Source organism: Cryobacterium sp. TMT2-10 (genome assembly GCF_004403075.1).
Classification (GTDB): Bacteria; Actinomycetota; Actinomycetes; order Actinomycetales; family Microbacteriaceae; genus Cryobacterium; species Cryobacterium shii.
In genome coordinates, this window is record NZ_SOGW01000089.1 from 1 (window position 1) to 21,806 (window position 21,806).

Here is a 21,806-nt window from a genome sequence, read left to right on the forward strand (position 1 = left end):
CCGCGCTGCGCCGCTGCGCCGGTGGCGCGCCACGCGCGCAGCGGCGTAGCTTCCGCGCAACAGCCGCGCGCCATCCCGGGCCATCGCGCATCCCGCGCAACTCCCCCGAGACCGCACGACACTCCGCGACACTCCCCCGCGACAGCACGACATTCCCCCGCGATCCCAGCTGCCCACGCCATCCGCGAGCTCGAGTGTGCCCGTTCCGGTCGAGCGCGCCCGTTCCGCCGGCCACTCTCGACCGGAACGGGCACTCTCGGGGCCACGAGTCCCGCGCCGCGGAGGCGCGCCGTGGACGTAGCGGGAGCGACGGCATCCGCTAACCTGACGGGGTGAAGATTCTGGTCCTCGGTTCCGGTGCCCGCGAGCACGCCATCATCACCGCGCTGCTCCGCGAGGAGCCCCGCCATGACATCGTGGCCGCGCCCGGCAACGCCGGGATCGCCCGGGATGTGCCGGTGGTGCCGCTCGACCCGGCCGACCCCGAGCAGGTCACCAACTACGCGAACCTGAACGGCATCGAGCTGGTCGTGGTCGGGCCGGAGGCCCCCCTGGTCGCCGGTGTCGCCGATGCGCTGCGCACCCGCGGAATCCCCGTCTTCGGGCCCGGCCAGGCCGCGGCCGCCCTCGAAGGCAGCAAGACCTTCGCCAAGCGCATCATGGACACCGCCGGCGTACCCACCGGACGCGCCGAGCGTGCCGGCTCGCTCGCCGAGGCCACCTCCGCACTGGACGAATTCGGCGCCCCCTACGTAGTCAAGGCCGACGGACTCGCCGCCGGCAAAGGCGTGCTCGTCACCTCAGACCGCGACGCCGCGCTCGCCCACGCCACCTTCTGGCTGCAGCACGGCAGCGTGCTGATCGAGGAATTCCTCGACGGGCAGGAGGTCTCCCTTTTCCTGCTCAGCGACGGCCACACTGTGCTGCCGCTATCCCCCGCCCAGGACTACAAGCGCCTCGGCGACGGCGACCTCGGCCCCAACACCGGCGGCATGGGCGCCTACTCGCCGCTGCCCTGGCTCGACGCCGAATTCGGCAGCGAACAGGCCTTCATCGACGAGGTCATCGAGACGATCGCTCTCCCCACCGTGCGCCAGCTGGCCGCCGAAGCCACCCCCTTCATCGGGCTGCTCTACTGCGGGCTCATTCTGACCGTCGACGGCATCCGGGTGATCGAATTCAACGCCCGGTTCGGCGACCCGGAAACCCAGGTCGTGCTGCCCCGCCTGGTCACGCCGCTGTCCGGCCTGCTGCTCGCTGCATCCACCGGGGGGCTCGGCGGCCTGGCCCGCCCGGTCTTCTCGGCCAACGCCTGCGTCACGGTCGTGCTCGCCAGCGAGAACTACCCGGATGCGCCCGTCACCGGGCGTCCGCTGGGCGGGCTCGGCGCGGTATCCGGCGTGTCCGGCGTCACGGTCGCGCACGCGGCGACCGCCGTGATCGACGGCGCCCTCGTCTCCACCGGCGGGCGGGTGCTCAGCGTCGTCGCGGTCGGCGACGGCTTCACGGATGCCCGCGCCCGCGCCTACGAGGCTCTCGCCCTGATCACCCTCGAGGGAGCCCAGTACCGCACCGACATCGCCGCGCGCGTCGCCGACTGAGCACTGGACCGCGCACTCGGCAGAGTCGCCCGCCTTCCCTGTCCGCGATGTGCATAACTCCGGCAATTTCGCGCTCCGTCTCGACGGATTCCCGGAATCGCGCGGCGGACCAAGCGCCGGGCAGCGAATTGCAGTAGTTATGCAGCCCCCGGCGGAGAGGCTCGCCACCCCGGGCGCCGACTCGGTTGTGGCCAACTCAGGACGCTCGGCGAGAACCGGCCCGAACCGCCCGGAAACACGCGGGCGAATGACGCCGGCAGCGCGATTCTCCTGAGTAAGCCCCCCGGGCGAGCGGCACCAGCCCGTCCGACGAGCCGATCGTTCGCGCCAACGAGCGCTGGTGCGCGAGAATGTAGCCGTGACCGCACACGACCAGCCCACCGCATCCGTCCCGCTCGACCTTCCGGGCTGGCGCCACGCCTACTCGGGCAAGGTGCGCGACCTCTACGTTCCCCAGGACCAGGACCAGGACCAGGACCAAAACACGGATGCCGCCGCCGACCTCGCCACCGCCGCGCGCGTGCTCGTGGTCGCCAGCGACCGCGTCAGCGCTTTCGACCACGTGCTGGAACCCGGCATCCCCGGCAAGGGCGAACTGCTCACCACCCTCAGCCTGTGGTGGTTCGACCAGCTCGCGGGCATCCCCAACCACCTCCTGCCGGACCACACCGTCAACGGCGCGGTCACCAGCCTGATCCCGGCGGCCGTCGCCGGGCGCGCCATGCTCTGCAAGACGCTGGACATGTTCCCGATCGAATGCGTCGTGCGCGGGTACCTGACCGGATCGGGCTGGAAGGAATACCAGACCGCCCGGACGGTGTGCGGCATCCCGCTGCCCGCCGGCCTGCAGAACGGCGACCGCCTGCCGGAGCCCATCTACACTCCCGCCTGGAAGGCCCCGATGGGCGAGCACGACGAGAACATCTCGTTCGAACGCACGGTGGAGCTGGTCGGGGCATCCGTCGCCGCCGAGCTGCGTCGCCTGTCGCTGGAGATCTTCGGCCGCGCCTCCGGCATCGCCGAGAAGGCCGGCGTGATTCTCGCCGACACCAAGTTCGAGTTCGGCGCCGACCGCGTCACCGGCGTCATCACGCTTGCCGACGAGGTGCTCACCAGCGACTCGAGCCGCTACTGGGACGCCTCCCTCTGGCAGTCGGGCACGACGCCCGAGCAACGGATGGCCAGCTTCGACAAGCAGATCGTTCGCGACTGGCTCGCCGCCCACTGGGACCAGACGGGCACTCCGCCGGAGCTCCCGGCCGAGATCATCGAGCAGACCGCGGCCCGCTACCTCGAGCTGCTCGAACGCCTGACGCACGCCGCCTCCGCGGCGTAATCCCGCGCCGGACGCAGCCCGGCGGAGGCCTCCTCGACGACGCGGCGCGTCACAGTTTCGCGGCTCCGGGCCGCAAAATGATACGCTCCGCGCATGCGTATCAAGATGTGCAGTGTCCACGTGAACGACCCCGCCGCTGCGTTCGACTTCTACACGTCCGTGCTCGGATTCCAGGAATTGCTGACGATGCCGGAGCACCAGCTCTATGTCGTGAAGTCCCCGGAAGATCCCGACGGCGTCGGCCTCCTCCTCGAGCCCAGCGACAACAGGGTGTCCCAGAAGTACGCGCAGGGCATCCGCAGCCTCGGCCTGCCGGCCATCGTGTTCGGCTCCCCCGATGTGCGCGCCGAGTACGAGCGACTCCGCGCCCTCGGCGTGCATTTCATCGGCGAACCGAGCACGGATGCCTCCGGCACCTCCGTTCTCTTCGACGACACCTGCGGCAACCTGATCCAGCTGCACGAGGACTGAGCGGGCCGCCCGTCGCCCGCCGGCGGAATACGGGGCGCGCGGCATCCGTTAACGCAGGTGTGACGAGATCTGCGAACGACCTCCTGCCCGCGTCGACCGGGATGGGCGCGGTGACCCTGCGCGTCGGAAACCTCGACGCCATGATCGCGTACTACCGGGATGCGGCGACCCTCACGCTGCTGAGCCACGACGGCCCGATCGCCGTGCTCGGCCGCGGGAGCACGCCGATCGTGATCCTGCAGCACGCCCCGGAGTTGGCCGCCGCCGAGCCGCGGTCGAGCGGACTCTTCCACACCGCGATCCTGTTCGAGACGCAGGCGCAGCTCGCCGCGGCCGTCTACTCGGTGGGCACGACGCATCCGGGATCGTTCACCGGCAGCGCCGATCACTTGGTCAGCCAGGCCTTCTACTTCAACGACCCCGAGGGCAACGGGATCGAGCTCTACTGGGACCGCGACCGCACCGAGTGGAGCTGGACCCACGGCCAGGTCGAGATGGCCACCCTCTACCTCGACCCCAACGCCTTCATCGGCGAGCACCTCACCCGGGACGGGCAGGCGCATCCGTCGACCGGCACCGCGATCGTCGGCCACGTGCACCTCTCCGTCGGCGATGTCGCCACGGCCCGCGAGTTCTACGTGGACCGGCTCGGCTTCGAGGCCACGGCCAGCCTCGGCGGCTCGGCCCTGTTCGTCTCCGCCGGCGGCTACCACCACCACATGGCCATGAACACCTGGAACAGCACGGGCTCCGGCCGGCGCCGCCTGGCCCTCGGGCTCGGCGAGGTCGACATCATCCTGCCCGGCACCGACGACATCGGCGCCCTGAACGAACGGATGTCCCACTTCGGAGTGCAGACCCGTCACGACGGGCAGACCCTCGGCTTCGACGACCCGTGGGGCAACCAGATCGTGGTGCGCACGAAGTAGCCCGCGGCGCCGCGCCCCACAGTGCCGCGCCCGCGCCGCGCCCGCGCCGCGCCCGCCGAGGTCGCCACGTCCGGTCGAGATCGACCGGCGCACCAGGCGAACTCGACCGGAACGGACGAACTCGGCGCAGAAATGCCGCCGAGACTCGCCGTTTGTGCCGACGTGACCCGCTGGGGCGGCGACATTCGGCCGAAATGACGACTCTCGGCATCCTGAGGCGGCCCGCTCGGCGGCAGCCGCTCCCGCGCCCGGGCCAGCAGCAGCGCCACCAGCAGCGCCACCAGCAGCGCCAGCAGCGCCAGCAGCGCCAGCAGCAGCGCCGGCGCCCGGGCGGCTAGACGAGCCCGTTGCGCCTGGCGACCTCGCCGAGCCAGGCCAGGCTCGGCTTGGGCGTGCGCACGAAGGTCTCGCGGTCCACCGCGATCAGCCCGAACGTGGGCCGGAACCCGCTCGCCCACTCGTAGTTGTCCAGGGCGCTCCAGTGCAGGTAGCCCAGCACCTCGATGCCGTCCTCGATCGCGGCGTGCAGGCCGCGGAGGGCGCCATCCGTGTAGTCGATCCGGCGGGTGTCGTCCGCGGTGGCGATACCGTTCTCGGTGACCATGACCGGCACGTGCCCGCTGAGCTCCCAGGCGGCGCGCACGCCGAGTTCGAGCGCCGGCGGGAAGAACTCCCAGCCGGTGAGCGTGGTCTCCACGTCGTCCCGAACCGGGAGGGGGCCGTCCGGGCCCACGAACGTGCGGGTGTACGCCTGCACGCCGATGAAGTCGTCGCCGCGCGCGTTCTCCAGGTACCAGTCGTCGCTCGGGTAGGCGTATTCGCGCAGCTTCTCGTCCGCTCCGGGCTCGCCGGTGGAGTGGAACGCCTGGGTCGCGACGGTCCAACCGGACTTCAGGCCGGGCACCGAGGCGAGCACCTCACGGGAGGCCTTGTGCGACGCGAGCAGCGCGTCGGCCACCTGCAGGTCGGGCCGCGGCAGGCCGAAGGCCACCAGGTTGGCGGCGCTCTCCCCGCCGGCGAGCATGGCCGCGATGTTGGGCTCGTTGATCGTGCAGACGTAGTCGACGCCGTCGGCCACGATCGGCAGGGTCAGTTCGGTGAACCGGGCGAACAGCTCTGGCGCGTCGGGGTTGCGCCAGAAGCCCTTCTCGAACATCCACTGCGGCACGGTGAAGTGCATCAGGGTGACGACCGGGTTGAGCCCGCACTCGAGGGCCGTGTCGACCATCCGTCGGTAGTGGTCGATCTCGGCGCGGGAGACGAAACCGGGCTCCGGCTCGATCCGGCTCCACTCGATGCTGAACCGGTAGGAGTTCAGGCCGGCGTCGGCGAGTAGCTTCATATCTTCGCCGAACCGGTGGTAGCTGTCCATGGCGTCGCCGCTGGGCTCGACGATCTGCGTGCCGACGGCGTGCTCCTTCACCCACCAGTCGTTGTTGACGTTGTTGCCCTCGATCTGGTGGGCGGCCGTGGCGGCACCCCAGAGGAAGCCGTTGGGAAAGTTCAGCACGATAACTCCTTGTTGCACTTGCGGTGAAAAACGATGAACGGATGAGCCACGCGGCCCGACGAGGATGGCCCTAGCCGACGCGGCGGGACCAGAAACGGTCGAGCACGGCCGCGGTCGCGACCGGGTTCTCCCGTTGCGGCGAGTGTGCCGCGTCCGGAATGATCTCGTAGGTGCCATCGAGCCGGGAAGCCATGGTGCGCTGCCACTCCTGCGGCCAGGCGGGGTCGTCGGCGCCGTGCGCGACCAGCACGTCGAGCCCGGTCCCGAGCAGCTCGGCCGTGGTGTCGGTCGGGTCGGAGAGGATCTCCGCCGCGCCGAGCAGGCTGTCGTCGCTGGTGCGCCCCATCCGCAACCGGCGGAAGGCCTCGTCGGCGGTGAGCTCCGCGTCGGCCCGGCCGACCGTGTGCGGATTGTCCTCGTCCCACCAGGCCGCAGAACCGCGGGAACGGATGATCGTCTCCTCCCGGTCCAGCCGGCCGGCCCAGCCGTGCGGGCCCGAGCAGAGCAGCGTGAGGTCGGAGAAGCTCCGGGGCGACCGGATGGCCGCGGCCCGGGCCACGACACCGCCGAAGCTGTGCCCGAGCAGGTGTACCGGACCGTCGCGGCCGATCAGGGCGGCCACGGCGACCGCGTCCCGGGCGAAGAGTTCGAGGGTGTAGTTCTCTTCGCCGACCGGCGCCGCGGAGTCCGCCTGGCCGCGCTGGCTGTAGCTCCAGGCGTCCCAGCCGTGGGCGGCGAGCAGGGGCAGGAAACCGCCGAAGTCCTCCTTCGAACCGGTGAAACCCGGCACGAGCAGCACCGTTCCGCGGCTGGGCCCCACCGGCCGGGAGCGCAACCCGGTCAGGCGTCCGACCGGGAGGTCCAGGCCCAGGTGCGCGACGGCATCCGTCAGCGGCACCGGGAGCGCGCCGAACGGGCCGACCCCGTCCCAGCCCACCCCGGCGAGGCCGTACTCGCCGAAGGCGTCCGAGGCGGCGGAGAAATCCGACGATTCGAGGAAGACGCTCACGACTGCACCAGCCCGCCCACGGTCGGGTGCGGGATGGCCTCGAGCAGCCGGATGGTGTACTCGTCCTGCGGGTTCTGCAGCACGTCGGCCGTGCGGCCCTCCTCGACCACTGCCCCGCTGTTGAGCACCATGATCTGGTCGGTGACCAGGCGGGCGCTGAGCAGGTCGTGAGTGATGTAGAGCATGCTCACGCCCCAGGTCTCGCGCAGGCTGTCGAGCAGCGCGAGCACCCCGGCCCGCAGCGACACGTCGAGCATCGAGACCGGCTCGTCGGCGATGATCACCTGCGGGTCGCTGGCCAGCGCCCGGGCGATCACCACGCGCTGGCGCTGCCCGCCGGAGAGCTGGTGCGGCAGCCGGGCGGCGAACTGCTCGACCGGGGTCAGCCCCACGGTCTCGAGCAGTTCGAGCACGCGGGCCCGGGCGTCGCGACCGCGCAGCCTGGAGAAGTTCAGGATCGGCCGGGTCAGGATGTACTCCACCGTGTGCAGCGGGTTGAGCGCCGCGTACGGGTCCTGGAACACCATCTGCACCTCGGTGTGCAGCCGCTTGAGCTGCCGCCGCTTGATCGTGTCGATCTGCAGGTCGCCGAAGGTGATGCTGCCGCTGGTCGGACGCTCCACCCCGGTGATCAGCTTGGCGATGGTGCTCTTGCCGCTGCCGCTCGCCCCCACCAGCGCCATCGACGCCCCGGGTTCGAGGGTGAACGACACGTTGTTGACCGCGCAGACGGGCTCTTCGCCGCGGCTGGGCCGCTGGTAGATCTTCGACACATTGGTCACCACGATGGCTTCGCGGGCGGCGCGGCCTTCCCGGCGGCGCACGGTCGAAGCCGGCGGCGCAGCGGGCGCGGCGACCGGCTCGAGCGTGTCGAGCGTGTCGCCGGTCACGGTGACCGGGGCGTTCCCGGCCGCGGCGACCGCGACATCCGTTGCCCGGTCCCCGCCGCGGGCCGCCAGCCCGGGCACCTCCACGACGGCCGCACGCGGATCGCCGTAGTGGCTGAGCAGCATCCGGGTGTACGGATGCTGCGGCGCGGCCAGGATCTCGGCGGCGAGCGCGTCCTCCACGACGAGCCCGTCGTGCATGACCATCACCCGTTCGGTCACCTCGAGCACCATGCCCAGGTCGTGGCTGATCAGCACGGCCGTGAACTTCTCGGACTTCTGCAGCTCCCGGATGGTGTCCATCACGGCGTGCTGCACGAGCACGTCGAGGGCCGTCGTCGGCTCGTCGAAGACCATCAGGCGCGGTTCCAGGGAGAGGGCCAGCGCGATCGAGACGCGCTGGCGCATCCCGCCGCTCAGCTCGCCGGAGAACCGGTCGAGCACGCTCGCGGGCAGTTCGACCTTGCCGACCAGCTCGATCGCCCGAGCCTCGCGGTCACGTTTGGACACGTGGCCGTGGGCGGTGAAGATGTCGAAGAAATGGTCACGGATGCTGCGCACCGGGTTCAGCGCGTTCATCCCCGACTGCAGCACCATGGCGAAGCCGCCGTGCCGCTGCACGCGCAGCTGGGCCGGTGTCATGCCGGCGATGTCGACACCGTCGAAGAGGATGCTGCCGGCGCTGACCCGCGCCGGCGGCTTGGACAGGCCGGTCAGGGCGAAGCCCAGGGTCGATTTTCCCGACCCGGACTCGCCCACCAGGCCGACGAAGTCGCCCTGCTCGAGGTCGAAGGAGACGTTCCGCACCGCGGGAACCGGAAGGGCACCCTGCGGTTCGTAGACCACGAACAGGCCCTGCACGCTGACGAGACTCATCGTTTTGCTCCTTCTCGGAGGCGCGGATTGCTCAGCCCGTCGACGCCGAAGTTGATCAGGCTCATGGAGGTGGCCAGCAGTGAGATGCAGAGGCCGGGGGCGAAGAGCAGCACCCACTGGCCGGTCAGGAGGGCGTTGCTGTTCTGCGCCCAGAAGAGCATGGTGCCCCAGCTGACCGTGGTCGAGTCGCCCAGGCCCAGGAACTCCAGGCCCGCTTCGGCGAGGATCGCCGCGGTCGAGGCCCCGAAGAAGCTGCCGACGATGAGCGAGGTCATGTTGGGCAGGATCTCCCGGAACACGATCCGGGACGGGCTCTCGCCGCTGAAGATGGCGGCCGTGACGAAGTCGCGGGAGCGCAGGGACTGGGTCTGCGAGCGCAGCACCCGGGCGCCCCAGGCCCAGCCGGTGATCACGACGACCAGCACGATCATGCCGATGCCGCCGTTTTGCAGGTAGGCGGCGATGACGATCATCAGCGGGAGGGCCGGGATGACGAGGAAGAGGTTGACGATGAAGTTGATCACTTCACCGGCGAAGCCCCTCAGGTAGCCCCAGCTCAATCCGATCAGCACCGCGATGATCGTGGACAGCAGGCCGGCGACGAAGCCGACGAACACGGAGACGCGGGCACCGTAGATGAGCTGGGACAGCACATCCTGGCCGGCTGCGGTGGTGCCGAGCCAGTGCGCGGCGCTCATGTCCTCGCTGCGGCCGAAGGAGTTGTCGGTCGCGGCGTAGGGCGCCAGCAGCGGGGCGAAGATCGCGACCAGCACGAAGACTCCGAGCATGGCCACGCCGATCCGGGCCTTGGGCACGCTCCAGATGGTGGCGAAGGCCCGCCAGAGAACGCGCAGCGGGTTGGCCGTGCCGGCGTGGTCGCCCGGCGACATCGTCTTCACGATCGACGTGGGCGGGATGATCGTTCTGGTGGGGGTCATCGTCTCGTCCTCGGGTCGAGAATGCCGTACAGGATGTCGACTATGAAGTTGGCCAGCAGCACACTGATCGTGATGATCAGGAACAGGGCCTGCATGAGGGGGAAGTCCTGGTTGACCACTGCCGTGTAGAGCAGGTAGCCGACCCCCGGATAGTTGAAGACGCGCTCCACGAGCAGGGATCCGCCGACGACGCCGCCGAGCGCGAGCCCGAACGAGGTGAGGTTGGGCAGGATGGCGTTGCGGGCGGCATAACGGATGGCGACGGTGCGCGGGTGCAGTCCGTTCGCCTCCGCGAAGGTGACGTAGTCGTCGCCGAGCGTGTTGATCATGGTGCTGCGCATGCCCAGGATCCAGCCGCCGAGAGAGGTGATCAGGATCGTGGTGGCCGGCAGGATCGAGTGGTAGAGCGCATCCAGCAGGAACGCGACCGAGAAGTCGGGCGTCGCCGAGCTGCTGTAGGCCCCGGAGGTCGGGAACCAGCCCGCCACATAGCCGAGGAAGAAGAGCAGCAGCAGGGCCGTCCAGAAGTACGGGAACGCGCTGGCGAAGGTGCCGCCGACGGTGGGCAGGGTGTCGAGCCAGCTGCCACGCTTCCAGGCGGCGAGGACGCCGAGCAGGGTGCCGAAGATGAAGGCGACGATGGTAACGAACCCGACGAGCACCAGCGTCCACGGCAAGGCGGTTGCCACGAGGCTCGCGACGCTCTGCGGGAAGAAGGTGTACGAGACGCCGAAGTCGAAGTGCACCACATTGTTCAGGTATTGCAGGTACTGGTCCCAGGCGCTGCCCGTTGGCACGCCCAGCTGGGCCTCGATGGCGGCGCGGGTCGAGGGACTGACCGGGCCGTTCTGGGCGAGTTTGGCGATGGCGGCGTCCGCCGGGGAGCCGGGCATGAGCCGCGGGAGGAGGAAGTTCAGCGTGACGGCCGCCCACAGGGTGAGCAGCAGCAGGCCGACCTTGCTCAGCGTGTAGCGCACGGGTCGTTCCTTTCGAGTCTGAGTCGGCATTTCAAACCGGGAAATGCACCAGGGAGAGGAGCGCGGGCGAGTCCCCCCAGGGGCACCCACCCGCGCTCGCGGGGCGATGGTTGGTTACTTCGCCTTCTTCAGATTCGTGAGGATGAGCAGCGGGGTCGAGTTCCACGTGTTCGGCGGAGCGTAGGCGTTCTTCTCACTGGGCCAGTTGGTGAAGTTCTTGTCGCTGGAGAGGCCCCAGAGGCCGCCGTAGAACATGCTGATCACGGGCAGCTGCTCGTAGAGCACGGTCTGCAGCTGGGCGGAGATGGCCTTCTGTTCGGTCTCGTCGGTCGAGGCCTTGAGCTGGGCCAGCAGGGCGTCCACCTTCGGGTCGCTGAAGCGACCGTAGTTGCCGGTGGTGCCGGTGCCGATCGGGGTGGCGAATTCGCTGTTCAGGAGCGTGTTCATGTCCTGGAAGACGCTGCCGGTGCCGCCGAAGCTGTTCATGGCGATATCGAAGTCACCCTTGCTGAGCGCCTCGGTGTAGGCGGCCGGCTGCGGCTGGCTGAGCTTGACGTCGATGCCGAGCGCGCCGAGCTGGGACTGCACGGTCTGCAGGCCCTGGAGCCAGTCGGTGTAGCCGTTGGCGGTGAGGATGTTGATGCTCAACTGCGTGCCGCTGGCGTCGACCATCTTGTCGCCCTGCTGGGTGTAGCCGGCCTTCGCGAAGGCAGCCAGTGCGGCCGTCTTGTCCTGCGCCACGACTCCTTCGTTGGGAAGGTCGGCGTTCAGCCACGCTTCCTGGTTCGGGAGCAGGAGTCCGGACTGGCCGGCGGCATCCACGTAACCCTGTTCGGCATCCGTGGCGATCTTCTCCCGGTCGAGCGCCAGGCTCAGGCCCTGGCGGAAGTTCACGTCGTTGTACGGCGCCCTGGTCAGGTTCGGGGACAGGGTGATCGTGCCGCCCGGGGGGAACCAGTACTTGTTGTGCTGCTTGTCGGCGTTGACCCAGGTGCCCTCGACATCCGTGATGAACGCGTAGGCCCAGTCGTAGCCGTTCTTGACGACGTCGAGCTGGCTGTTGGCGGCGGGGAGCACGAGCTTCTCCACGGCGACCTTGTCGGCCTGCCAGTAGTCCACGTTCTTCTTGAGCGTGTACTGGTTGGCGGTGAAGGTGTCCAGCACGAACGGGCCGGTGGTGACGGGCTTCTCGTTCTTCCAGGTGACCGGGTCCTTCACGTCTTTCCAGATGTGCTCGGGAACGATCAGCTGCTGGTCGATGATGGAGGCGGCGGGAACATCCTCCGTCTTGAGGTGGAAGACGACGGTGTCGCCGACGACCTCGAGGCTCTCGATGTGCTGCCAGACGCCCCAGGTGTCGAGGGCGGGAGTCGCCTTGACGAGGTTGAACGTGTAGAGCACGTCGGCCGGGGTGAAGGCCGTGCCGTCGGACCACTTCACACCGGTACGGATGTCGTAGACGACGGTCTTGGCGTCCGGCAGGGTGTTGCCGGTGGCGAGGAACGGGGTCGCGGTGCCGTCGAGCGTGTTGGTGACCCGCAGCGGTTCGTACATATAGGTGGTGGCGACGCGCTTGCTCGTGGAGAACGGGTTGAAGTTCTTCTCGAACGTGGGAGAGCCGTTGTCGGCCGCGACGAGCAGGGACCCGTCGCTGGGGCCGCTCGCTTGATTTTTGACGTTCATGCTGCACGCGCTGGTAGCCAGCAGTGCGGTCACGCCCACCACGGCGAAGGCCGTTCGTAGGATGTGCCCTCTCAATTGCTTCATTGCTCTTGAAATCCTTTGTGTCGTCGTTGACCTATACGGCAGCGAGGCCGGTATCGCTACCGAACGGGAATACCTGAGGCGATGCCTTTACTGTATGCGCTTACATTCGCTGGACGCAAGAAAAATATCCATTGTGCTGTTGAGACGCGCAAACGGATGCCCGGACGCCCGAATCCCCGCGCCCTCCGGCGGCCCCCGCCCCGCTTCCCCCGGCCCCTAACCAATTCGACGGAGATACTGCTCCAAAAACCCGGAATCGGGCTGTTTCAGCCTGATTCCGGCAAAATCTCCGTCGAATTGGTTCACGCCCGCGGCTGGGGTTCGGGCACGCGGGCGGGCGACGCACGCGGGCGGGCGACGCACGCGGGCGGGCGGGCGAGGTGGGCGAAGGCGCGCGGGCCAGGGCTCACCCGGGATCCCGGCTCAGGCGGACGCGCCCTCTGAACTTTCCCGCAGCAGCACCTTGACGGGGAGGCGGGAGGTGATCGGCGGCTGGTCCGGGTGCTCGAGCCGGCTGAGCATGGCCCTCACCGCGGCGCGGCCCAGGTCCCCCATCGGCTGGTGCACCGTGGTCAGGCGCGGGGTCGAGAGGCGGCCGGCGTCGATCCCGTCGAACCCGGTCACGATCACGTCCACGGGCACTCGCACGCCCGCCGGGCCGAACACGTCCAGCAGGCCCAGGGCCATCTGGTCGTTGCCGCAGACCAGGGCCCGCGGCAGCGTCCCGGCCGCGAGGAGTTCCTCGGCGACGGCTCGCGCCTGCACCCGGGAGAAGTTGCCGCGCAGCACCGGCAGCGCGGCCGGGTCGATGCCGGCCGCCTCGAGGGCCTGCCGGAAGCCCAGGTGCCGCTCGGCGTCGTCGGGCGAGTCCGCCGGACCTGCGACGTACACCGGGTCCCTCACCCCGTGCCGATCGAGCAGGTGCCCCGTCAGGGCGCGCATGCCCTCGGTGTTGCTCACGCTGACGTGGTCGTAATCGTCGCCGCGACGCGGCCCGGCGATCAGCACCACCGGGATGCGCCGGGAGACGTGGTCGAGCAGTTCGTCCGGAACGCTGCGCGCGAGCACCGCCATCCCGTCGACCCGGCCGGCGATGTCGTTGACCATTGCGGCCGGGTTCGAACCGCGGCCGACGCCGACCATCAGGGCGAAGCCGTGCCGCCAGGCCTCACGTTCGCTCCCGCGCAGCACCTCGTCGAAGTAGAGGTTCGGCGGGCGCACCTCTCCGGTGTCGGGGATGTCCACGACCAGCTGCACCTGGGTGTCCTGCTCGAAGACGGCCTCGGCCTGGTTCTCCTCGTCGTCGATGCTCGGGAAGAACAGTCCGAGCACGCCGGTGCGGCGCGCGGCCAGGCTGCGGGCGCTGGCACTCGGCACGTAGCCCAGCTCCTGCACCGATGCCAGCACGCGGGCCTTGGTGGATGCGCGTACATCACCCGGACGACGGAGCACCCGTGAGACCGTCGCGATCGACACCCCCGCATGGGCGGCGACGTCGTAGACGGTCGCGGCCTTCATCTAGGCCCCGGGCCCGGCCGGTCCGGCGGATCCAGCCGGTCCGGACGGTCCGGCCGCGTTGCCGCGCGACGCAGCGCGGGTGGCCCGCCGGGACAGGCCGTGCACGGCCGCCTGGAATTCGCGCGACCGCAGCGGACGCCCCGGCAGCCTGGGCCGGTCGCGGTCGGGCGAGCGCAGTCCGTCGAGGACGACGGACAGTTGCCGCCGCCACTGGCCGCTGTAGGCGCCGCCGAGCAGGCCCAGCGAGCCCACCATTGTGACCAGCACGGCCAGGTCGACGGCGTCTACGTCCGGCCGAAGGTCGCCGTCCTTCTTCGCCTGCGCGACCAGGGAGGTGATGACGCCCTGGAACGCGGTGCCCTTGCCGACGCTCGGGTCGATCGTCTCCATCCGCCTGAGGATGGGTGGGAGCGACGGGTCGGCGACGAGCCATTCCGCGACGCGCTCGGTGTAGACGACGATGCCGGCCCAGGCCGTGGGGGCGGCGGCGATCTCGTCACGCACGGTGGCCAGTTCGGCCAGAGCGAGATCGTGCAGGGCCCGCACCAGGTCGTCGCGGGTCGGGAAGTTGCGGTAGAGCGTGGCCACGCCCACGTCGGCGCGGCGGGCGATTTCCTCCAGGGACGCGTCGACGCCGTTCACGGCGATCAGCGCCCGAGCCTCGACGATCAGACGTTCACGGTTCTGTCGGGCATCTCGCCGTCTCGGCTGGGCCCCGTCCTGCGGGGTCGATTCGGACGAAGTCATGGGGTTGATTCTAGGACCCGAACCTTGGCGTCGCGGAGGGATTCCTCCACGACCCTCGGTCGGGTGCCGAGATGTTGCGCCTGTCCGGGCAGTCCCCCAGAATGCAGTCAGCCCACGAACGGAACGGAGCACCATGCCGGTCGAAAAGAACACCCGGGAGTTCGACCCCGAGATCGTCACCGATTTCCGGGAACGGATGAGCTACGGCTCCTATCTGGACCTGGACACCCTGCTGGGCGCCCAGAAGCCGGTCAGCACCCCCGAGCACCACGACGAGCTGCTCTTCATCATCCAGCACCAGACGACCGAGCTCTGGCTCAAGCTGGTGCTGCACGAGCTGCGCGCCGCGACCGCGTTCCTGCGCCGGGACCAGATCGCCCCGGCGCTCAAGTGCATCGCCCGGGTCAAGCACATCCAGCGCACCCTGACCGAGCAGTGGTCGGTGCTGGCCACCCTCACCCCGAGCGAGTACGCCGAGTTCCGGCACTTCCTGGGAAACTCCTCCGGCTTCCAGTCCTACCAATACCGGGCCGTCGAGTTCGCGCTCGGCAACAAGAACCGGCGCATGCTCAGCGTGTTCGAGAGCGACCCGGATGCGCACGCGCTCCTGTCCGAGATGCTCGCGGCTCCGAGCATCTACGACGAGTTCCTGCGCTACCTGCACCGCCAGGGCTTCTCCATCCCCGCCGCCGTGCTGGAGCGGGACGTCACCGAGGCCTGGGTGCTGCATCCGGAACTCGTCACGACGTTCCGCGGCATCTACGAGAACTCCACCGAGCACTGGGGCGCCTACGAGGCCTGCGAAGAACTCGTCGACCTCGAGGACAACTTCCAGCTCTGGCGCTTCCGCCACCTCAAGACCGTGCAACGCATCATCGGCATGAAAACCGGCACCGGCGGGTCGAGCGGCGCCGCCTTCCTGCAGAAGGCGCTCGAGCTGACCTTCTTCCCCGAGCTCTTCGCCGTGCGCACCGAGCTCGGAACGTGAGGCACGGATGACCCGGGCCGCGCCCCGCGGGCCGGCCGCCGCGACCGTGCTCCCCGGCTTCCTGGACGCTCACGTGCACCTGGCGCTGATCGACCCGGCCCCGCTCACCGCGGGCGGGATCGCGCGGGTGCTCGACTTGGGCGGCTGGACCCCGAGCGGGCCGGAGTCGCCGGGTTCGCGCGAGTCCGGGGAGCCGCAGGAGCCGCAGGGCTCGCCGAGTTCGCCGGTTCCGGTCGAGTTCGACCCGCGTGCCAGTCGAACTCGACCGCAAGCGGCGAACTCGGCGGAAGGGCGAGCGGGGCTGCCGGAGGCCGTGTTCGCGGGACAGTTTCTGGCCGCGCCGGGCGGCTACCCGAGCGGGCGGTCCTGGGCGCCAGCCGGCAGCATCCGTTTTGTGGCCCGGACGACGGATGCCGCGGTCGTCGTCGACGCCCAACTCGCGCTCGGGGCATCCGTGATCAAGGTCACGCTCAACTCGGCGGCCGGGCCGGTGCTGTCCGACGGTCTGCTCTCGGCCATCGTCGCCCGCGCCCACGAGCACGAGATGCCGGTCGCGGCCCACGCCGAGGGGGCCGGGCAGGCCCTCCGGGCCTTCCGCGGCGGGGTGGACGCGCTGGCGCACACGCCGTTCACCGAGCGGTTGGACGACGCCCTGCTCGCGGCCATGGCCGGCCGGATGACGTGGATCAGCACCCTCGACATCCACGGGTACGGCGAACCCGACGACGACTTCGACCGAGCCGTCGACAATCTGCGCCGGTTCCACCGGGCGGGCGGCCAGGTGCTCTACGGCACGGACCTCGGCAACGGACCGCTGCCGGTGGGGCTCAACCGCCGGGAGATCGACGCGCTGCTGGCTGCGGGGCTGACCGGTGACGACGTGATCCGCGCGCTGACGGCCGAGCACCTCGGTCGTTTTCGGAACGTGCTGCGCGCCCCGGGACGGCCCGGTCCCGAGCGACACGGTCCGGCGCCGGCCGACCCCGGCCGCCTCGTCACCCTGCTGCGCGGCGAGCGCCCCGACGACCCGGCCGCCTTCAGCGCCTGGCTGTGCACCGCGCGGGCCGCCGATGCCGCCGAAGCCACCGAAGCCCATCGAAGCCACCGATGTCACCGAGCCCGTTCCGGTCGAGAGTGACCGGCGGAACGGCCACTCTCGACCGGAACGGTCCGTCGGCGGGGCAGCCCACCCGGGCCTGTAGGCTCAGTGCCCACCCGGGCGGCACCCGTGGCGGGCCACCCCGCGCGGGTGGGATACTGCCAGCACGGCGCACCGATCCGCTCGAACTCGAGGAATCCAGATGACACCCAGCACCGACAGCTCGTCCCTCGGACTCGGCGGCCAGGACGCCCACCTCGCCTTCGCCCGCCGGATGGACCGCATCGACGGCCTCGGCCACTACCGGCGGCAGTTCGTCGGGATCGAGACAGGGTCCACGGCCGATGCGTCCCCGAACCCGTTCGCCTACCTCGACGGCAACTCCCTCGGCCGGCCGACCCGGGCCAGCGTGGCCCGCATCGCCGATTTCCTCACCCACGACTGGGGCACCCGACTGATCCGCGGCTGGGACGAGGAGTGGATGGACCTGCCCCTGAAGATCGGCGACGACCTCGGCCGCGCCGCGCTCGGCGCGGGCCCCGGCCAGGTCTTCGTGGGCGATTCCACCACCGTGCTGCTCTACAAGCTGGCTCGCGCCGCGGTGGACTACCGCCGCATCGACGTCGACCCGGTGCGCACCGAGATCGTGCTCGACACCGACAACTTCCCGACCGACCGCTACCTGCTCGAGGGCATCGCCGCCGAACGCGGCCTCACCCTGCACTGGATCCACTCCGATCCCGCCAGCGGTGTCACGGTCGAGCAGGTGCGGCAGGCGGTGGGCCCGCAGACCGCCCTCGTGCTGCTGAGCCATGTCGCCTACCGCTCGGGTTTCCTCGCCGACATGCGCCAGATCACCGAGGTGGTGCACGCCGTGGGCGGGCTCGTGCTCTGGGATCTCAGCCACTCGGTCGGCTCCGTGGCGGTCGAACTCGACCTCTGCGACGTCGACCTGGCCGTCGGCTGCTCCTACAAGTACCTCAACGGAGGCCCGGGCGCCCCGGCGTTCGGCTATGTTCGCCGAGACCTGCAGGACGTGCTCACGCAGCCGATCCAGGGCTGGATGGGAACGAAGGATGTCTTCACGATGGGCCCCGGGTATGTGCCGGCCGCCGGCATCCGTCGTTTCATGAGCGGAACCCCGCCCATCGTCGGGATGCTGGCCATGCAGGACACGATCGCGATGATCGAGGAGGCCGGCATCGAGCAGGTGCGGGCGAAGTCAGTGGCGCTGACCGAGTTCGCGGTCACCCTCGTCGACGCCTGGCTGGCCCCGCTGGGCGTCACCCTCGCCTCGCCCCGCGAGCACACCCACCGCGGCGGCCACGTCACGGTGACCCACCCGGCCATGGGCCAGGTCACCCGCATCTTGTGGGAGCACGACGTGATCCCCGATTTCCGCTCCCCCGACGGCCTCCGGATCGGGCTGTCCCCCCTCAGCACCAGCTTCGTCGAGACGTTCGAGGGCATCGCGGCGATCCGCGACGTGCTGCGGGGCGTGCTGCTGGGGCAGAGCGGGCTCGGCGCGACACCCGCGAACGGGTTCGGCGGCAGCGTCGCCGGCGGTCTCGGCGGCTCGCGCGGCGGCGCGGGGGTCGGCCTGTAGAATCGTGGAATCCACCCCCCGACGTCTCCGGAGTGAGCCATGCCAACAATCGTCGTAGAAGTCATGCCCAAGGCCGAGCTGCTCGACCCGCAGGGGAAGGCCGTCGCCGGCGCCCTCGGTCGCCTCGGCAAGACCCGCTTCACCAGTGTCCGCCTGGGCAAGCGGTTCGAGATCACCGTCGAGGGTCACGTCGATGACGCCGTTCTCGCCGAGGTGCGGGAACTGGCCGACACAGTGCTCTCCAACTCCGTGATCGAGGATGTCGTTGGCATCCACGTGCTGGAGGCGCCCGCCGGAGAGACGCACTGATGCGCATCGGCGTCGTCACCTTCCCCGGCTCGCTCGACGACCGCGACGCGCAGCGCGCGATCCGCCTCGCCGGCGCCGAGGCCGTCGCCCTCTGGCACGGCGAGCACGACCTGCACGGCGTCGACGCGCTGGTGCTGCCCGGCGGCTTCAGCTACGGCGACTACCTGCGCTGTGGCGCCATCGCCAGCCTCTCGCCGATCATGGCCGAGGTCATCGACGCCGCCAACAAGGGGATGCCCGTACTCGGCATCTGCAACGGCTTCCAGATGCTCGCCGAGGCGCACCTGCTCGAGGGCGGGCTGATCCGCAACGACCACGGCCTGTTCATCTGCCGCGACCAGCAGCTGCGGGTCGAGAACACCTTCACCGACTGGACCGGCGGCTTCGCGGCCGGCCAGGAGATCACCATCCCGCTCAAGAACGGCGAGGGCGGATTCACCGCCTCAGCCGACACGATGGAGCGCCTCGAGGGCGAAGAGCGCGTCGTCGTGCGCTACGTCGGCATGAACCCGAACGGGTCCCTCAACGACATCGCCGGCATCAGCAACAAGCGCGGCAACGTCGTCGGCCTGATGCCGCACCCCGAGCACGCCGTCGAGCCCGGCTTCGGCCCCGACACCGATGACGCCATGCGCAGCGGCACGGACGGGCTCACCTTCTTCAGCTCCGTGATCAAACGGATGCTCGTCACCGCCTAGCAGCATCCGCTCGGCGCCGTTACTCGACGCCGGCTCTCGCGTCGTGCGGCCGCTGCATCCGTCAACCCGAGAGTTCCCGTTCCGGTCGAGAGTGCCCGTTCCGAGGGTCACTCTCGACCGGAACGGGAACTCTCGCAAGTCGTCCGGGGCTCCCGGCGGCTTACCCGGCTGCCCGCTGCTGCGCCGCGGGGTTGCCGCCCCCGCGAGCCCGTCGCGTCCTGCGCGTCCGCACGCCTGTGCGTCCGCGCGGGCGCCTCTACACCCGCGGCATCCGTCGAGTTCGACACTTCCGGTCGAGTTCGTCCGGCAGACCCGGCTAACTCGACCGGAACCGTCGAACTCGGCGCGAGATCAGACGGCGCGCGCCGGGATCAGACGGCGCTGGACGGCTCCCACAGGTTGATGCCCATGTCGACGGCGTGTTCGTCGATCGCGGTGACCTCTCCCGCGGTGAACGCGAGGTTGTCGATGGCGGCGATGTTGGTCTCCAGCTGCGCAACCGAGGAGGCGCCGACGAGCGCCGAGGTGACGGTTTCGCGCCGCAGCACCCAGGACAGGGCGAGCTGGGCGAGCGACTGGCCGCGGGCATCCGCGATCTCGGTCAGGGCACGGATGCGCCCCACCGTCGCATCGTTCACCATGTCGCGGCTCATCGAACCGGCCTGCGAGGCGCGGGAGCCCTCCGGCACCCCGTTCAGGTACCGGTCGGTGAGCAGCCCCTGCGCCAGCGGGGAGAAAGCGATGCAGCCGACGCCGAGGTCGTCGAGGGTATCGAGCAGTCCGTCTTCGACCCAGCGGTTGAACATCGAGTAGGAGGGCTGGTGGATCAGCAGCGGTGTGCCCATCTCGGCGAGGATCGCGGCCGCCTGGCGGGTGCGCTCGGGCGAGTACGACGAGATGCCGGCGTACAGGGCCCGGCCACTCGTGACAGCCGTGTGCAAGGCGCCCATGGTCTCCTCGAGCGGGGTGTCGGGGTCGGCCCGGTGGGAGTAGAAGATGTCGACGTGGTCCAGGCCCATCCGGCCGAGGGACTGGTCGAGGCTTGAGAGCAGGTACTTGCGGGAGCCGAAGTTGCCGTACGGCCCCGGCCACATGTCGTAGCCGGCCTTGGTGGAGATGACGAGTTCGTCGCGGTGCGGGGCGAAGTCCCGCGCGAGGTGCACGCCGAAGTTGCTCTCCGCGCTGCCGTAGGGCGGGCCGTAGTTGTTGGCCAGGTCGAAGTGGGTGACGCCCAGATCGAAGGCGCGGCGCAGGATGGCGCGCTGCGTTTCCAGCGGCGCGGTGCCGCCGAAGTTCTGCCAGAGGCCGAGCGAGATCGCGGGCAGTTTGAGGCCGCTCTGCCCCGTGCGGCGGTAGGGCATGGAGTCGTAACGGGTGTCTGCGGGAAGGTACGTCATTCCTCCAGACTGGCAGAGCCGGCTGGGCGGCCGGCCCGTGCGCCCCGCGTGGTCACGGTCCGCTTGTCGTGCCGTCGGGCCGCACGAAGGTGAACGCATACGGCTGCGGTCCGCGGCCGGTCTCGACCCAGCCATCCGCTTCGATCTCACGCCGCAGTTTCGTCAGGCTTTTGGTCGTCCCGGGTGCGAAGGCCTCTTCCGGCGGCGTCGGCACGACCGTGCGGGTCGACGAGAACATGTCGCTCTTGTACCGGCGTTCGCCGTCGACCCGGCCGACGGAGCGGAGGGTCATGCTGCCCGTCTGTGAGGCCAGGATGGTGAGCACGCCTGCCCACCACGACGTCCCCCGACGTCTTCGAGCTCGATCTGCAGTGTCTTCCCCGATGTGCTCATGAAGATGCAGTGTGCACCGGGTTCGTTCGCCTGCATAGGGCCGGACCACGCCGACACGACCTGGCTTGCCGATCTGCGGAGTCATCCTTTCGGCGGATGCGCCGGGCCCCGCGATCCTGCGAAGATCGAGGCGACCCCGTTCCCCACCCCCCAGGAGTGTTCCCCGTGTCTCCCCGCCTGTTCTACCGCACCGTCGCCATCGCCGAGGCCGTGACCTGGACCCTCCTGATCACCGGCATGGTGCTCAAATACCTGACGGATGCCGGCGGCACCCCGCTCCTGATCTTCGGCTCCCTGCACGGTTTCGTCTTCATCACCTACGCCCTGACCGCCGTCCTGGTGGGCCTGAACCAGCGCTGGCCGATCCGGCTGATGGTGCTCGCCGTGATCACGGCGATCGTTCCCTACGCGACGGTGCCGTTCGACATCCGTCTGGACCGCACCGGCCGGCTCGACGGCGACTGGCGCCGCGTCGCCACGGACGATCCGCGCGATCACACCTGGGTGGGTGCCCTGCTGCGCTGGCTGCTGAACCGTCCGGCCGTGCTGATCAGCAGTTTCGTCGTGGCTGTTGCCGCGATCATGGCCGTGCTGCTGACGCTGGGCCCTCCCGGCGGCCGCAGCTAGGGCACACCCCGGGCGCAGCTAGGGCACACCCCGGGCGCAGCTAGGGCACACCCCGGGCGCAGCCGGCGCGCAGCCCGACCGCAGCTAGGGCGCAGCCCGGGCGCAGCCGGCGCCCGGCGGACA

Annotated in this window: 20 protein-coding genes; 10 read left to right on the plus strand and 10 right to left on the minus strand. The window is 69.9% G+C overall.

From position 1 onward, the window contains the following. The first annotated feature begins 332 nt into the window (after nucleotides 1-332). From purD to E3T37_RS10660, 4 genes are all read left to right on the plus strand, one after another. Nucleotides 333-1,601: a phosphoribosylamine--glycine ligase gene (purD, locus tag E3T37_RS10645; RefSeq protein ID WP_134366759.1), complete on the plus strand. Its 1,269-nt coding sequence runs from the start codon at nucleotides 333-335 to the stop codon at nucleotides 1,599-1,601. A 358-nt stretch (nucleotides 1,602-1,959) separates the two neighbouring features. Beyond that, on the plus strand, nucleotides 1,960-2,937 hold the full coding sequence (locus tag E3T37_RS10650; RefSeq protein ID WP_134366760.1) for a phosphoribosylaminoimidazolesuccinocarboxamide synthase: 978 nt from the start codon (nucleotides 1,960-1,962) through the stop codon (nucleotides 2,935-2,937). Nucleotides 2,938-3,030: 93 nt separating this feature from the next. Next, nucleotides 3,031-3,408 (plus strand): VOC family protein, encoded by a 378-nt coding sequence (locus E3T37_RS10655; RefSeq protein ID WP_134366761.1) that lies wholly within the window; start codon nucleotides 3,031-3,033, stop codon nucleotides 3,406-3,408. A 101-nt stretch (nucleotides 3,409-3,509) separates the two neighbouring features. Beyond that, the gene (locus E3T37_RS10660; RefSeq protein WP_134366779.1) at nucleotides 3,510-4,337 is read left to right on the plus strand and encodes a VOC family protein; all 828 of its coding nucleotides are present in this window, start codon (nucleotides 3,510-3,512) and stop codon (nucleotides 4,335-4,337) included. Nucleotides 4,338-4,671: 334 nt separating this feature from the next. On the opposite strand, the gene E3T37_RS10665 is transcribed toward E3T37_RS10660, so the two are convergent. The 8 genes from E3T37_RS10665 to E3T37_RS10700 all read right to left on the minus strand — a co-directional run bounded on the left by E3T37_RS10665 (nucleotide 4,672) and on the right by E3T37_RS10700 (nucleotide 14,566). Next, a complete protein-coding gene (locus tag E3T37_RS10665; protein ID WP_134366762.1) occupies nucleotides 4,672-5,847 on the minus strand; it encodes a glycoside hydrolase family 1 protein in 1,176 nt (391 codons plus the stop codon). A 70-nt stretch (nucleotides 5,848-5,917) separates the two neighbouring features. Further along, nucleotides 5,918-6,856 carry an alpha/beta fold hydrolase gene (locus E3T37_RS10670; RefSeq protein ID WP_134366763.1) on the minus strand — a complete coding sequence of 313 codons (939 nt, stop codon included), beginning with the start codon at nucleotides 6,854-6,856 and terminating at the stop codon, nucleotides 5,918-5,920. Beyond that, nucleotides 6,853-8,619, minus strand: coding sequence for an ABC transporter ATP-binding protein (locus E3T37_RS10675; RefSeq protein WP_134366764.1), 1,767 nt, complete (start codon nucleotides 8,617-8,619; stop codon nucleotides 6,853-6,855). Before E3T37_RS10675 ends, E3T37_RS10670 begins: the two co-directional genes overlap by 4 nt. Next, nucleotides 8,616-9,557, minus strand: coding sequence for an ABC transporter permease (locus tag E3T37_RS10680; protein ID WP_241976215.1), 942 nt, complete (start codon nucleotides 9,555-9,557; stop codon nucleotides 8,616-8,618). Before E3T37_RS10680 ends, E3T37_RS10675 begins: the two co-directional genes overlap by 4 nt. Continuing rightward, nucleotides 9,554-10,534: an ABC transporter permease gene (locus E3T37_RS10685; RefSeq protein WP_134366765.1), complete on the minus strand. Its 981-nt coding sequence runs from the start codon at nucleotides 10,532-10,534 to the stop codon at nucleotides 9,554-9,556. The genes E3T37_RS10680 and E3T37_RS10685 overlap by 4 nt, the downstream gene beginning before the upstream one ends. Nucleotides 10,535-10,648: 114 nt before the next feature. Beyond that, a complete protein-coding gene (locus E3T37_RS10690; RefSeq protein WP_134366766.1) occupies nucleotides 10,649-12,301 on the minus strand; it encodes an ABC transporter substrate-binding protein in 1,653 nt (550 codons plus the stop codon). 423 nt (nucleotides 12,302-12,724) lie between these two features. Then, a complete protein-coding gene (locus tag E3T37_RS10695) occupies nucleotides 12,725-13,819 on the minus strand; it encodes a LacI family DNA-binding transcriptional regulator (protein WP_134366767.1) in 1,095 nt (364 codons plus the stop codon). Beyond that, a complete protein-coding gene (locus tag E3T37_RS10700; RefSeq protein ID WP_160141072.1) occupies nucleotides 13,820-14,566 on the minus strand; it encodes a TetR/AcrR family transcriptional regulator in 747 nt (248 codons plus the stop codon). A gap of 133 nt (nucleotides 14,567-14,699) precedes the next feature. Here E3T37_RS10700 and kynA point away from each other — a divergent pair, with 133 nt between their 5' ends. The 5 genes from kynA to purQ all read left to right on the plus strand — a co-directional run bounded on the left by kynA (nucleotide 14,700) and on the right by purQ (nucleotide 19,266). Then, nucleotides 14,700-15,554, plus strand: coding sequence for a tryptophan 2,3-dioxygenase (gene kynA, locus E3T37_RS10705; protein WP_134366769.1), 855 nt, complete (start codon nucleotides 14,700-14,702; stop codon nucleotides 15,552-15,554). A gap of 7 nt (nucleotides 15,555-15,561) precedes the next feature. Then, nucleotides 15,562-16,692 carry an amidohydrolase gene (locus E3T37_RS17040; RefSeq protein WP_174776553.1) on the plus strand — a complete coding sequence of 377 codons (1,131 nt, stop codon included), beginning with the start codon at nucleotides 15,562-15,564 and terminating at the stop codon, nucleotides 16,690-16,692. Between the two features lie 163 nt (nucleotides 16,693-16,855). Further along, complete coding sequence (locus E3T37_RS10715) at nucleotides 16,856-18,259, plus strand: kynureninase (protein WP_134366770.1); 1,404 nt, start codon at nucleotides 16,856-16,858, stop codon at nucleotides 18,257-18,259. A gap of 39 nt (nucleotides 18,260-18,298) precedes the next feature. Further along, complete coding sequence (gene purS, locus E3T37_RS10720; protein ID WP_134366771.1) at nucleotides 18,299-18,568, plus strand: phosphoribosylformylglycinamidine synthase subunit PurS; 270 nt, start codon at nucleotides 18,299-18,301, stop codon at nucleotides 18,566-18,568. Next, complete coding sequence (gene purQ / locus E3T37_RS10725; RefSeq protein ID WP_134366772.1) at nucleotides 18,568-19,266, plus strand: phosphoribosylformylglycinamidine synthase subunit PurQ; 699 nt, start codon at nucleotides 18,568-18,570, stop codon at nucleotides 19,264-19,266. The genes purS and purQ overlap by 1 nt, the downstream gene beginning before the upstream one ends. 371 nt (nucleotides 19,267-19,637) lie before the next feature. Here the strand turns inward: purQ and mgrA are convergent, their stop codons facing one another. Together mgrA and E3T37_RS10735 are read right to left on the minus strand one after the other, a co-directional pair. Next, the gene (gene mgrA, locus E3T37_RS10730) at nucleotides 19,638-20,663 is read right to left on the minus strand and encodes an L-glyceraldehyde 3-phosphate reductase (RefSeq protein WP_134366773.1); all 1,026 of its coding nucleotides are present in this window, start codon (nucleotides 20,661-20,663) and stop codon (nucleotides 19,638-19,640) included. 52 nt (nucleotides 20,664-20,715) lie between these two features. Next, nucleotides 20,716-20,988, minus strand: coding sequence for a hypothetical protein (locus E3T37_RS10735; protein WP_198416035.1), 273 nt, complete (start codon nucleotides 20,986-20,988; stop codon nucleotides 20,716-20,718). Between the two features lie 233 nt (nucleotides 20,989-21,221). On the opposite strand from E3T37_RS10735, the gene E3T37_RS10740 reads away from it, so the two are divergent. Further along, a complete protein-coding gene (locus tag E3T37_RS10740; protein WP_241976217.1) occupies nucleotides 21,222-21,683 on the plus strand; it encodes a DUF3817 domain-containing protein in 462 nt (153 codons plus the stop codon). Nucleotides 21,684-21,806 lie beyond the last annotated feature (123 nt).

What these genes read in the sequence shown, in the direction of transcription:
- E3T37_RS17040 (WP_174776553.1), top strand. Translation starts at nt 15,562, where the DNA reads ATGACCCGGGCCGCGCCCCGCGGGCCGGCCGCCGCGACCGTGCTCCCC.
- E3T37_RS10655 (WP_134366761.1), top strand. Translation starts at nt 3,031, where the DNA reads ATGCGTATCAAGATGTGCAGTGTCCACGTGAACGACCCCGCCGCTGCG.
- E3T37_RS10700 (WP_160141072.1), bottom strand. Translation starts at nt 14,566, where the DNA reads ATGACTTCGTCCGAATCGACCCCGCAGGACGGGGCCCAGCCGAGACGG.
- mgrA (WP_134366773.1), bottom strand. Translation starts at nt 20,663, where the DNA reads ATGACGTACCTTCCCGCAGACACCCGTTACGACTCCATGCCCTACCGC.
- E3T37_RS10680 (WP_241976215.1), bottom strand. Translation starts at nt 9,557, where the DNA reads ATGACCCCCACCAGAACGATCATCCCGCCCACGTCGATCGTGAAGACG.
- purS (WP_134366771.1), top strand. Translation starts at nt 18,299, where the DNA reads ATGCCAACAATCGTCGTAGAAGTCATGCCCAAGGCCGAGCTGCTCGAC.
- E3T37_RS10675 (WP_134366764.1), bottom strand. Translation starts at nt 8,619, where the DNA reads ATGAGTCTCGTCAGCGTGCAGGGCCTGTTCGTGGTCTACGAACCGCAG.
- E3T37_RS10660 (WP_134366779.1), top strand. Translation starts at nt 3,510, where the DNA reads ATGGGCGCGGTGACCCTGCGCGTCGGAAACCTCGACGCCATGATCGCG.
- E3T37_RS10715 (WP_134366770.1), top strand. Translation starts at nt 16,856, where the DNA reads ATGACACCCAGCACCGACAGCTCGTCCCTCGGACTCGGCGGCCAGGAC.
- purQ (WP_134366772.1), top strand. Translation starts at nt 18,568, where the DNA reads ATGCGCATCGGCGTCGTCACCTTCCCCGGCTCGCTCGACGACCGCGAC.
- kynA (WP_134366769.1), top strand. Translation starts at nt 14,700, where the DNA reads ATGCCGGTCGAAAAGAACACCCGGGAGTTCGACCCCGAGATCGTCACC.
- E3T37_RS10690 (WP_134366766.1), bottom strand. Translation starts at nt 12,301, where the DNA reads ATGAAGCAATTGAGAGGGCACATCCTACGAACGGCCTTCGCCGTGGTG.
- E3T37_RS10695 (WP_134366767.1), bottom strand. Translation starts at nt 13,819, where the DNA reads ATGAAGGCCGCGACCGTCTACGACGTCGCCGCCCATGCGGGGGTGTCG.